Source organism: Rugamonas apoptosis, assembly GCF_014042355.1.
GTDB lineage: Bacteria > Pseudomonadota > Gammaproteobacteria > Burkholderiales > Burkholderiaceae_D > Rugamonas > Rugamonas apoptosis.
On record NZ_JACEZU010000009.1, the window covers coordinates 1 to 12,088 of the forward strand.

At 67.1% G+C, this 12,088-nt stretch carries 9 protein-coding genes; 5 read left to right on the plus strand and 4 right to left on the minus strand.

Going from position 1 to position 12,088, the window contains the following annotated elements:
* Nucleotides 1-241: 241 nt before the first annotated feature.
* From H3H39_RS17995 to H3H39_RS18010, 4 genes are all read left to right on the plus strand, one after another.
* On the plus strand, nucleotides 242-2,020 hold the full coding sequence (locus tag H3H39_RS17995; RefSeq protein WP_182155087.1) for an IucA/IucC family protein: 1,779 nt from the start codon (nucleotides 242-244) through the stop codon (nucleotides 2,018-2,020).
* Nucleotides 2,017-3,333: an MFS transporter gene (locus H3H39_RS18000; protein WP_182155089.1), complete on the plus strand. Its 1,317-nt coding sequence runs from the start codon at nucleotides 2,017-2,019 to the stop codon at nucleotides 3,331-3,333. The genes H3H39_RS17995 and H3H39_RS18000 overlap by 4 nt, the downstream gene beginning before the upstream one ends.
* Nucleotides 3,330-5,201 carry an IucA/IucC family protein gene (locus tag H3H39_RS18005; RefSeq protein WP_182155091.1) on the plus strand — a complete coding sequence of 624 codons (1,872 nt, stop codon included), beginning with the start codon at nucleotides 3,330-3,332 and terminating at the stop codon, nucleotides 5,199-5,201. The genes H3H39_RS18000 and H3H39_RS18005 overlap by 4 nt, the downstream gene beginning before the upstream one ends.
* Before the next feature lie 83 nt (nucleotides 5,202-5,284).
* The gene (locus H3H39_RS18010; RefSeq protein ID WP_182155093.1) at nucleotides 5,285-7,354 is read left to right on the plus strand and encodes a TonB-dependent receptor; all 2,070 of its coding nucleotides are present in this window, start codon (nucleotides 5,285-5,287) and stop codon (nucleotides 7,352-7,354) included.
* Between the two features lie 30 nt (nucleotides 7,355-7,384).
* On the opposite strand, the gene maiA is transcribed toward H3H39_RS18010, so the two are convergent.
* The 4 genes from maiA to H3H39_RS18030 all read right to left on the minus strand — a co-directional run bounded on the left by maiA (nucleotide 7,385) and on the right by H3H39_RS18030 (nucleotide 11,055).
* Entirely contained in the window at nucleotides 7,385-8,029 is a 645-nt protein-coding gene (gene maiA / locus H3H39_RS18015; RefSeq protein WP_182155095.1) for a maleylacetoacetate isomerase, read from the minus strand.
* Nucleotides 8,030-8,058: 29 nt separating this feature from the next.
* On the minus strand, nucleotides 8,059-9,411 hold the full coding sequence (locus tag H3H39_RS18020; RefSeq protein ID WP_182155097.1) for an MFS transporter: 1,353 nt from the start codon (nucleotides 9,409-9,411) through the stop codon (nucleotides 8,059-8,061).
* 79 nt (nucleotides 9,412-9,490) lie between these two features.
* A complete protein-coding gene (locus H3H39_RS18025) occupies nucleotides 9,491-10,513 on the minus strand; it encodes a fumarylacetoacetate hydrolase family protein (protein WP_182155099.1) in 1,023 nt (340 codons plus the stop codon).
* Nucleotides 10,513-11,055 carry a VOC family protein gene (locus H3H39_RS18030; RefSeq protein WP_182155101.1) on the minus strand — a complete coding sequence of 181 codons (543 nt, stop codon included), beginning with the start codon at nucleotides 11,053-11,055 and terminating at the stop codon, nucleotides 10,513-10,515. The genes H3H39_RS18025 and H3H39_RS18030 overlap by 1 nt, the downstream gene beginning before the upstream one ends.
* A 94-nt stretch (nucleotides 11,056-11,149) precedes the next feature.
* Between H3H39_RS18030 and H3H39_RS18035 the strand changes: the two genes are divergently transcribed.
* Nucleotides 11,150-12,064, plus strand: coding sequence for a LysR family transcriptional regulator (locus tag H3H39_RS18035; RefSeq protein WP_182155103.1), 915 nt, complete (start codon nucleotides 11,150-11,152; stop codon nucleotides 12,062-12,064).
* The last annotated feature ends 24 nt before the right edge of the window (nucleotides 12,065-12,088 follow it).

The following is a 12,088-nucleotide window of genomic DNA, read 5'->3' on the forward strand; positions in this document are numbered from 1 at the left end:
ACAACCAAGCGCTAATTGCTCTCGCCAGGCGGCGCTGCGATGTCATCTACGCCATGATGCGAGACGGCACACTTTATTGTCCTGCCTCCGTCACAACTGCTTGACGAACGACATAGGGACACCCCCCTTTAACATAAATTAAATGCGAATCATTCTCATTCGCATTGACATTCGCATTTGCGAGCGATAAGGTAGCGGCATGCCATTCAAATAAGCTTTCTTTTGAGGAAAGAGCTGTCCCATGTCCCATCCACTCACTTTCTTGCCCTACTACCCGCCAGCGCGGGAACGCACCCTGCGCCAGTTCATCGAAGCTTTCTGGAATGAAGGCTGCCTGACCGGCGCCATCCAAACACGGCACGGCCAAACCGCCCTGCTGCGGCTGGAGGGCCAGCGCGAGGATGGCCGGCCGCGCGGCTACGCCATCGCCATCGCCGGCCATGGCGGGTTCGAGCGCCTGCGGCTGTGCGGCCCGGTGCTTGCGTCGGATCAGGGATTGGTGGAACCGGACATCGCCACTGTCGCCAACGACCTGCTGCGCCACCTGCGGCCGCCGCCGGCGGCGCTGGGCCGATTCGTGGCCGAGTTGCAGCACACGGCGCTCAAGCACGCATGGTCGATGACGGCCCCGCCCCAGGCCACGCTGGAATCGCCCTACCCTTGGCAGGAAGCGCAACTGGGCGACGGCCACCTGTACCACCCGTGCTTCCGCTCGCGCATGGGCTTCTCGGTGGACGACCATCTGCGCTACGGCCCGGAATTCGCGCGCCCATTCGCGCTGGTGTGGCTGGCCATCGCCCGCCGCGCCAGCGAAGCGCACACCCTGCCCGGCATCGGCTACGAGCAGTTCATCGCCGGCCAGCTGGGCCAGTCCGAATACCAATGGCTGCAAGAACGTGTCGCGCAGCAGGGCCATGCACCGGCGGACTACCGGCTGCTGCCGGTCCACCCGTGGCAATGGGAACATGGCGTGCGCCAGCACTACGCGGGCTGGCTGGCCGATGGCACCCTGCTCCACCTGGGTCAGGGACAGGGCCATTGGCTGGCGCAGCAATCGATACGCTCGCTCAGCAGCCTCGATGACGGACAGCGCTGCAATATCAAGCTGCCGCTGGCCATCGCCAACAGCTCGGCCGACCGCATCCTGTCCGACCACCATGTGCACAACGCGCCGCGCATCTCGCGCTGGCTGGACGGCATCTGCCGCGACGATCCGTTTCTCGCGGACGGCCCCCGCCTAGCCTTGCTGGCCGAACCGGCCGGCATCACGGTGGCGCGCGACCGCCAACTGCCCGGCGCCTACGGCATGCTGGGCGCGATCTGGCGCACGGCGCCGGAATCGCTGCTGGCGCCGGGCGAACAACTGTTCCCGATGACGGCCTTGACCACGCTGTCATCCGAAGGTGGCCTGACCATCGCACCGTGGATGGCGCGGCACGGAACCGAACACTGGGTCCAGTCCCTGCTGGCCGCCATGGTCCCACCCATGCTGCACCTGATGATGGCGTACGGCGTGCTGCTCGAATGCCATGCGCAGAACACGCTGCTGATCCTGGGCGACGGCCTGCCATGCCGGATCGCCATCCGCGACCTGCCGGGCGGCCTGCATTACCTGCCCGGCGCCGCCGCCGACTCGGCGCAACAGGCCGGACTGCGCGCGGCCCCCGCCTACCGCGACGCGCTCAACGCCAGCGCCGGGTTCCTGTTCGGCTCCGAAACGGAAGCGCGCGACTATCTGCTGGAAGTCATGTTCTTCATCAACCTGGGTGAACTGGCGTGGCTGCTGGAACGTCAGCACGGCTATCCGGAAAAGCGCTTCTGGCACGCGGCCGCCTGCGCCGTACTGGACTACCAGGAGCAGTTCCCGTCCATGGCCGAACGCCAGCGCCAGTTCGACCTGCTTGGCCCCACGCTGCGCATCGAATGCCTGGCGGCGCGCCGCCTGCTCGGTGGCAGCACGCAGCGCCTGCGCACCGTGCGCAATCCGCTGTTCGACGCGCTGGCGGGAGCGGCGCCATGACCACGCTGGCCTTGCGGCCGGCGCCCCTGCTCACCCGCCCCGTCCTGGCCACCGTGGGCGGCCATTTCGGCGCCGCCTTCGCCGCCCTGTGCATGCCGCCGTTCTACGCCCATATCCTGCAGGCGAATTTCGCGCTGCAGGCGCCGTCGCTGGTGCTGGCCGGCTGGTACTTCACGCTGCCCACGCTGGCGGCCGCCCTCACCAGTCCCATGTGGGGCTGGCTGGCCGACCGCATCGGCCGGCGCGCCGCGCTGATGCGCGCCCATGCCGGCTTGTGCCTGGCCTTCATCGTGACCGGCCTGGCCCGCACACCGCTGGAATTCGCGTTCGGCCTGACGCTGCAGGGACTATTGGGCGGCACCTTCTCCGCCTCCAACGCCTATCTGGCCGACCAGCTACCGGCCTCGCGCCTGGCCGCCGTACTGGGCGTGATGCAAGGATCGGCGCGGGCCGCCCTGTTCGCCGGACCGGCGCTGGTCGGCCTGCTCGAAGGGCATACCGACCTGCTGCACCTGTTCCTCTACCTGGCGCTGCTCCCCGCCGTCGCCTGCGCCGTCCTGTGGTGGCTGCCGGAGCAGGCGGCGCATGCGGCGCCGCGTGTGGGTGCCGTCCCGGCATGGGGCAAGGGCGCCGCACAGGAACGGCGTGCAAGCGCCAGCCAGGAGCGATGTGCGAGCGCCGTGCAGGAACATCGCGCGACCGCGCCGACGCACTGTGGGGCGCCCGCTACCGTTGACATCGCGGGCAGAGATGCGGCGCCGCACGCCACTTGTGGCATCAACGCCGCCGCGCTGTACTGGTTGCAGGCCGTGTTCACGATCGGCACCGCACTGAGCTCCCCCTATTTCGTCACCGACCTGGCCGACCGCCTGCACCTGGGCGCCGCCACCGCCGGCATGCTGTTCGGGCTACCGCACGCCGTGTTCCTGCTACTGGCCTGGCCACTGGGCCGCCGGCTGCACTTCACCAACGCGGCCGCCGCCCTGGCCGGCTACACCGCCCTCACCTGCGCCGGCCTGCTGCTGCAACTGCTGGCCAGTGGACTGGCGTGGATGGTGGCGGGTCGCCTGTTGATGGGCGCTGGCATGACGGGCGCCTGCCTGGCCATCAACGCACTGGCCGCCGCCACGGTCCGCAATGAGCGGGCCGGACGCCACTTCGGCCAGCTCGAAGGCGCCAGCAAATGGGGCGGCGTGGCCGCCGGCCTGCTGGCCAGCGCGCTGGTCGCCCCGCTGGGCTACGCCGCCCCCATGTGGCTGGGCTGCGCCCTGCTTGCCTCGCTGTTCATCTCACTGAAATGGAAACTGTCATGAACTCTCCCCTGTCGCACACCTATTTGCAGCCTCCCAAAGCCGCCGCCGCTGCCGGCGGCGAACCACGCTTCGCGGAACGCCAACACTGCCGGTTGCTGATCAACTGCTACGCCCGCGAAGTGGCGATGCAGGAGCACACGCTGGCCGTGCTGCCCGTGTACCAGTTGGCCGACCCGGTGCCGCAACTGGCCAACCACCACGGCCAAGTGCTCGACATCGCCCTGCCACGGGTAACCAGCCGCTTGCGGGTCGGGGTGCTGCACGTATCGGCCACCGCCAATTTCGACTACACCTCGCCGGTCTTCCTGCGCGCGGACGGCGACCACTGGCGCGAGGCGGATTGGCGCGACCTGTCCCGCCTGCTGATCGAGGACCTGTCGCGCCGCGCGGGCACCGCCTTCAACGACGAACTGCTGCAACAGATCGGCGACAGCATCGCCACCATGCAGGATGTGCTGGACCGCCAGCCAGCCAGCGCCGTACCCAGCCAGCCGGCCGCCTGGAGCGCGCTGCAAGGCTATATCGACAGCGAACAAAGCCTGCTCACCGGCCACCCCTTCCACCCTGCCCCAAAAAGCCGGGCCGACTGGTCGCCCGCCGAGCAACGCCATTACTCGCCCGAGCACAAGGCCAGCATGGCGCTGCATTACTTCCAGATTCCGCAATCCTGGCTGGTCAGCGACAACGTCGACGGCGAGCCGGCGGCCACCTTGCTGGCGCGGCTGTGCGGCCATGGCCTGATGGCGGAACCGGGCAGCGCCATCGTACCGCTGCACCCGTGGCAGGCGGGCTGGATGCAGCGCCAGCCGCGCATCGCCAGCGCCCTGCGCGGCGGCCAGGTGCGCGACCTGGGGTCGCGCGGCCTGCCGTTCCATCCCACCGCCTCGATCCGCACCCTGCTGGCCGAGGACGCGCGCCACTTCCTCAAACTGTCGCTCAACATGCGCATCACCAACTGCATCCGCAACAACGCGCGCCATGAGCTGCGCAGCGCGTTGACGGGCACCCGCCTGTACCGTGGCCTGCGCGACGACATGCGCCAGCGCTTCCCCGGCTTTCACGTACTGGAGGAACGCGCCTTCGTCACGGTGAACTTCCCCGGTACCGCCGACGCCGGCGCCGACGAGGAGCTGGCCGACGGCTTCGGCGTGCTGGCGCGCGAAGGCATGGCGGACCTGATGGCGCAAGGCGTCCGGCCCGTGGTCTGCGCCGCCTTGTTCGGCAACGGCGCGCACGGCCGTGCGCGCGTGTTCGCGCTGATCGAACGCTACGCCCAGCACCACGGCTACACGCGGGAGCGGGCCGCGCGGCTGTGGTTCGCCCGTTACGCGGAGACAGCCGTCCATCCCATTCTCTACCTGCTGTTCGAGCACGGCATCGCCTTCGAACCGCACATGCAGAACACCCTCACCGGGCTGGATGCGGATGGCGCGCCCAGCCACTTCATCCTGCGCGACCTGGAATTGACCCGGCTGGCCCCGCAAGCGCAGCCGCTGGCCCGCGCGCTGGCGCTGGACCCGGCCACGCTGTCCGAACTGTGCTGCGACGACGAGCGGGCCTGGACCCGTATCGGCTACTGCCTGTTCGTCAACAACCTGTGCGAAGTGATCGCCACCATCGCCAACGGCGACAACCAGCTCGGTCTGGGCTTGTGGGGCGTGCTGCGCCACATCTTGCAGGACTATCTGGCGCGCTACCCGCATCCCAACGCCAGCCGCCGTATCCACGGCTTGCTGGCGGGCGAACCGCTGCCGGCCAAGGGCAATCTGCTGACCCGCTTCCTGCGCCAGGCCGACCGCCAGGCCAGCTACCTGCCGCTGTATCACCCGCTGGCCGTCGTCAACGGGGCGTCGGCCGCATCGATGTGATTCACCCTATTTGATCCACCTTATTTGGTCCGATCCATTTTTTTCTTCCACCCTTTTTTGATCCACCTTCACGTCAAGAACTTATGTACCCAACGTACCCGACCTCCCCCAAGCCCAAAACCCTGCCGCTGTTGCTGGCCGGCCTGTTCCTCCTGCATGGCGCAGCGCGCGCCGACGACCTGCCCGACGTGGCGCGGGTGACCATCAGCGGCAGCGGCGGCGAGGCCTCCAGCGGCGGCGCCACCAAGACCTACAGCAGCATGCTCGACACGCCGCAGGCGGTCACCGTCGTCAACCGCGACAGCCTGCGCAACCGCGCCGCCCTCACCAGCAAGGACGCGCTCGAATACGTGAGCAGCGTGGTGGCCGGCCAAGGCGAAGGCCGGCGCGACGAGTTCTATATCCGTGGCTTTTATTCGCTGCGCGACACCCTGCTCGACGGCCTGCGTGACGACAACCTGTACTTCCGCGACTTGGCCACGGTGGACCAGATCGAAGTGATCAAGGGCGCGGCCGCCGCCCTGTATGGACGCGGCTCGGCGGGTGGCTTGATCAACCGCGTCAGCAAGAAGCCGCGCGCCGGCCAGGACACGGAGGTGACAGCCACCATCGGCGCCGACCGCGAACGGCGCGTGAGCGTGGACGCGGGCGGCGCGCTCAGCGCCAGCGCCAACGGCCGCGTGATCGCCGTCTACGATAAAGGCAACAGCTACCGCGACGTGGTGCACCACACCCGCAAGCTGCTGGCGCCGTCCATCCAGTTCGCGCTGGCGCCGGAAACGTCGCTGTTGCTGCAGGCCGAAGTGCAACGCGAGGACCACACCCCGGACCGGGGCGTGCCGTCGCTGCAGGGCCGGCCGCTGGCCGTGGCGCCTTCCACCTACTACGGCGAGGCTTACGACTACACCCGCACCGACAACGACCTGGCCAGGGCCAGGCTGGAACACCGCATCAACGAACGCCTCACGCTGGACAACACGCTGCAATACACCCGCACTGGCCTGGAGGGAGTCAACACCCGCAACCGCCGCGTCAACGCGGACGGCACGCTGTCGCGCCAGATCACCTACTTCCCGCAATGGCAGCGCAACCTGATCAACCAGACGGAATTGACCTACACGGGCGATGGCCACACGGTGTTGGCAGGCCTGGAACTGTCCGAACAGCGGCGCGACGTGCGCACGGCGCAGACGGGGATCGCCTATCCGATCGACCTGTACGCCCCCCAGCCCAAGCTGCCGGCGCCGCAAGTGTCCACCTTCCCCGTTTCGCTCGACAGCGCGTTCGTCGCGCGCACGCAAGCGCTGTATGTGCAGGACCAGATCGACGTGGCGACTGGCTGGAAGGCCTTGCTGGGCGCGCGCTTCGACCGCTTCCAGCAACAGCAAACCAACCGCCTGAAGAACAACGAACGCAGCGAACGCACCGACAACGTGGCCTCGCCCAGGGTGGGATTGGTGTACCAGCCCGACGGCCATCAGTCGTGGTACGCGAACCTGAGCCGCTCGTTCCAGCCGGGCGGCGGCGAGCTGCTCTACACCGGCAACACGCCGCTGTCGCAGGTCCGTCCCTTGCAGACGGATTTGCAGGAAGTGGGCTACAAGCGCGACTGGCTGGCGCGCCGGCTGTTCGCCACCGTGGCGCTGTTCCGCATCGAACAGCGCAACCAGCTCACCATGGACCCGAACGACCCGGCCGGGCTGCGCCAGCTCCAGATTGGCAAGCAGCGCAACCAGGGTGTGGAACTGGAACTGCAAGGGGCGCTGTGGCAAGGCGCGCGCATGAATGCGGGCTATACCTACAACGATGCCCGCATCGTCGCGTCGAACGATGTCGCGCGCGGCAACCGGGCCGAAATGACGCCGCGCCACCGCGCCAGCCTGTGGCTGGATCAGGCGTTCGACGCCACCTGGAGCGCAGGCCTGGGGGTATTGATGAACAGCAGCCAGTTCGCGCTGTCGGACAACACGGTGCGCCTGCCCGGCTACGCGCGCATGGATGCCATGCTGGCCTACCACCAGCCCCGTTATGACCTGCGCCTGAAGCTTAACAACGTGGGCAATGCGCGCTACTACGAGTCGGCCATCAACAACGTGCAGATCCAGCCGGGCGCGCCGCGCAACGCCAGCCTGACGCTCAGCACCAGGTTCTGACGCCGCCCGCCGCGCCGGCCGGCGCCGCCGTCACTCGGCGTCCGGCTGCTGCGATGGGTGGGCGGCCGCGAACGCGGGCAGCGCCACGCAGTTGGCGTGGATGCGCATGATGGTGGGGTACGGTGCCAGGTCCAGCTCGAAGCGCTGGGCGTTGAACACCTGCGGCACCAGGCAGCAATCGGCCATGGTGGGCGTGTCGCCATGGCAGAAGCGGCCCGTTTGCGGCTCGTTCGCCAGATGCGCTTCCAGCATGGCCATGCCTTCGCCCAGCCAGTGCTTGTACCACTGCGTCTTCACTTCTTCCGACAAACCCAGTGCCCCTTTCAGGTACTTGAGCACACGCAGGTTGGTGAGCGGGTGGGTGTCGCACGCTACCGTCATGGCCAGCGCGCGCACGCGGGCGCGGGCCAGCGCGCCGGTGGGCAGCAGCGGAACGGCCGGATGCAGCTCGTCCAGGTATTCCATGATGGCCAGCGACTGGTGCACGATGGCGCCGTCATCGTCCAGCGCCGGGATCAGGGCGCTGGGGTTGACGTCGCGGTATGCCGGCGCCAGCTGCTCGCCGCCATGACGCAGTAAATGAACGGGGATGGCCTCGTAAGCCAGCCCTTTCAAGTTCAACGCAATACGCACGCGGTAAGCGGCGGAACTGCGGAAGTAGGTGTAAAGCTTCATTGCTCGCATCTTTCAATAAAATCTGGCGCCTAGTGGCTGGCGGCAGGCATACCTTCTGGCGCGGCGCCCTCTACCACCGCAGGGCGTTCCATCAGCCACAGCATGATGGCCGACAGCAGGGCCGGCACGGCCGCCACGGCGAAGATGGTGCTGTTGGGCCAATTCATGCGGATCAACTCGCCACCGAGCACGGGGCCGATGATGGAGCCGATGCGGCCCACGCCCAGGCTCCAGCCTATGCCTGTCGAACGCAAGGTGGTCGGGTAGTAGCTGCCGGCCAGCGCGTTGACGGCCGGTTGCCCGCCGACGATGCAGAAGCCCGCCACCAGGATACTGGCGAACAGGAACAGCAGCGACGCTTCCGGACGGCCGATCAGCACGATCGCCACGGCCGCCACCAGGAAGCAGGGAATCAGCACACGGCGGAAGCTGGAGCGGTCGATCAACTGGCCCATGACCAGGGTGCCGATGGTGCCGCCGATGGGCAGCACGGTGCCCGCCAATACCGCCATGCTGGTCGACAGTCCGGCACCCTTGATGATGGTAGGCAGCCAGTTGGACAGGAAGTACAGGTTCAGCAGGTTGAGGAAGTTGACCAGCCAAAGCAGTGTGGTGGTCCAGGCCCGGCCCTCGCGGAACAGCGCCAGCACGGAACCGCCCTTTTGCGGCGCTTCCTGCACCAGATAGCGGCTGCCGGCGCCGGCCACCACGGTCGGATCAATGGCGCGCAGCCACTGCGCCACCTTGTCCGTGCGCCGTCCGCGCAGCACCAGGAATTGCATGGACTCGGGCAGCAGCGGCAGCATCAGCAGGGCGATAACCAGCGGCGCCAGGCCGCCGATGTAGAACACGGCGCGCCAGCCGAACGCCGGAATCAGCGCGGCCGACACCAGGCCGCCGACCACGGCGCCCACGGTAAAGCCGCACGACACCAGCATCATCAGCGTCACGCGCTTGCGCGCCGGGCTGTATTCGCCGGCCAGCGCCATCACATTGGGCATGATGGCGCCCAGGCCCAGGCCCGTGATGAAGCGCAGCACCTGCAACTGCTCCAGCGTGGTCGCCCACGGCGTGACCAGCATGCACACCGAAAAGAACAGCGTGGCGCCGATCAGCACCGGGCGGCGGCCAATCTTATCGGCCAGCACGCTGAACGCGAGCGAGCCGACCAGCATGCCCAGCAGGCCGGCACCGAACACCGGCCCCAGGGCCGCTTTGCTGACATGCCACTCCTGGATGATGGCCGGCGCCACATAGCCCATGGCCTGCACGTCGAAGCCGTCCATCAGGATGCATAAGCCGCACAAGAGCAATACGCGTAGCTGGAACCCGCCGACCTGGTTGCGGTCGATGAGGGCCGGAATATCGATCTGACTTTCCATGCTGTCTCCTTGTCTTTTATATTTTCTCGCGCCGGGTTGCGCCCCCGGCGCCGTCATCAACCGCGTTCGCGGTCGTGTATCAACCGCGTTCGCGGTAGTGGGTCACCGTTTGCTCGATGGCGCCGAAGATGCTGGCGCCTTGCGCGTCGCGCATTTCGATGCGCACGCTGTCGCCGAACTTCAGGAAGCCCGTCTGCGGCTTGCCGCTCTCGATGGTTTCGTACATGCGCACTTCGGCCAGGCAGCAGTAACCGACGCCGCCGTTCTCGATGCTCGACCCATGCAGGTTGCCCTGCTTGTTGGACACGGTGCCCGAGCCGATGATGGTGCCGGCCGCCAGCTCGCGCGTGGCGGCGGCGTGCGCCACCAGCTGGGCGAAGTTGAAGGTCATGTCCTCGCCCGCGTTGGGACGGCCGAACGGACGGTGGTTCAGTTCCACCAGCAGCGGCAGGTGCAGCTTGGTGTCGGCCCAGTGCGCGCCCAGTTCATCGGGCGTGACGGCGACCGGCGAAAACGCGCTGGCCGCCTTGGACTGGAAGAAGCCGAAGCCCTTGGCCAGTTCGTTCGGGATCAGGTTGCGCAGCGAGACGTCGTTGACGAGCATGACCAGCCGGATTGCCTTGGCGGCGTCGTCCGCGCTGGCGCCCATGGGCACATCGCCCGTGATGACGGCCACTTCGGCCTCCAGGTCAATGCCCCACTCCTCGCTGAGCGCGTAGATCGGATCGTGCGGGCCGATGAAGCTGTCCGAACCGCCCTGGTACATCAGCGGGTCGGTGTAGAACGAGGCTGGCACTTCCGCGTTGCGGGCCTTGCGCACCAGTTCCACGTGGTTGATGTAGGCCGAACCATCGGCCCACTGATAGGCGCGTGGCAGCGGCGAGTGGCAGCGCAACTGGTCGAACGGTTGCGCGTCCGCCAGGGCGCCGGCGTTGAGGGCGGCGTAGGTCTGTTCCAGGCGGGGCGCGGTGGCGTCCCAGTTGTCGAGCGCGTGCTGCAGGGTGGCGGCGATCTGGGGCACGGCCACGCAACGCGACAGGTCGCGGCTGACGATCACCAGGGCGCCATCACGGCTGCCGTTTTTCAGGGTGGCGAGTTTCATTATTGCTGGCCCTCCGCCTGCGGCGCGTGCATCCAGGCCGCGTGGCGTGGCGCCTTGCGCGTCTTCGACCATTCCTCCAGCATCTCCCACTTGACGTCGTCGAGCTGCTTGTACATTTCAGGCGTGCCCGTGTTGGCCGCCAGTTCCAGCCGGTGGCCGTTGGGGTCAAAGAAGTAGATCGACTTGAAGATGGTGTGGTTGATGGGGCCCAGCACGTCGATGCCAGCGGCCACCAGGCGCTCCTTGGCGGCCAGCAGTTCGTCCATGCTGGCCACTTCCAGCGCCAGGTGCTGCACCCAGGCCGGGGTGTTGCGGTCGCGGTCCATCGGCGCCTGGGTCGGCAGCTCGAAGAAGGCCAGCACGTTGCCATGGCCGGCGTCCAGGAACACATGCATGTACGGATCCGGCGCCTTAGTCGACGGCACTTCGTTCTCGGCGATGGCCAGCACGAAGTCCATGTTCAGGTGTTTGACGTACCACTCGACGGTCTGCTTGGCGTCGATACAGCGGTAGGCGACGTGGTGGATTTGCTTGATCTTCATTTGTGTCTCCGGTTAAGTCCTCATGCAGACCATTAGAATCCAGTTTCAGATATCATACAAACGGTATTTTCCTGACTATTTATCAGATTTTCTTATGAATCCTAGCCTGCGACAGATGCGCGCCCTGGTGGCCGTGGCCAAGACCGGCAGCTTCACGCTGGCCGCGGAATACCTGCATGTAACCCAATCCGCCCTGAGCGGCCAGATCAAGGAGCTGGAACAGGTGCTGGGCGTGACCGTGGTCGAGCGGACCACCCGCCGCGCCCAGCTGTCCGAACTGGGACGCGAGCTGTACCCGCTGTTCGACAAGATGCTGCAGGACCTGGACGGCGCCATGGCCGACATCGCCAGCCGCAAGGCGCTCAACAAGGGCATGGTGCGGGTGGCGGCGCCACAGATGATGTCGTGCACCATGCTGCCGGAAGTGATCGCGGCGTACCGGGTTGCCCACCCCGAGATCCAGGTGCGGCTGGTGGACTGCCCGCTGGAGCAGGTGTCGGCCCGCGTATTCAGCGGCGAAGTCGATTTCGGCGTCGGCCCCGAGCGCGACCCCACGGCCGAGATCGACGCCGTGCAGTTGCTGGAAATGCCGTTCGTGCTGGTCTACCCGCCCGGCCACCCGCTCGAACAGCGCGAACGCGTGACCTGGGCCGACGTGGGCGACTACCCTTTCATTTCGCTGCAAGGCCAGTTCACGGAACGGCTGCTGCGCGACATGCACGCCTCGTTCCGCGACATTTCGCTCAGTCCCTACAACGAGGTCACGTTCATGACGACGGCGCTGGCCATGGTCAGCGCGCGGCTGGGCATCACGGTCTGCCTGCCCTACGCGGCACCGATGGTCAAACTGTACGGACTGCAGATGCGCCAGCTGTACGAGCCGGAGCTGACGCGGCGCTTCTTCGTCTACACCAAGAACGCACGCGCGCTGTCGCCGGCGGCCGACAGTTTCGCCGCCTTCCTGCACCAGTTCGTGGCCGCCCACGCATGGAACGTGACGCTGGATTGAAGCGGTCCGGCTGCCGCCATCGCG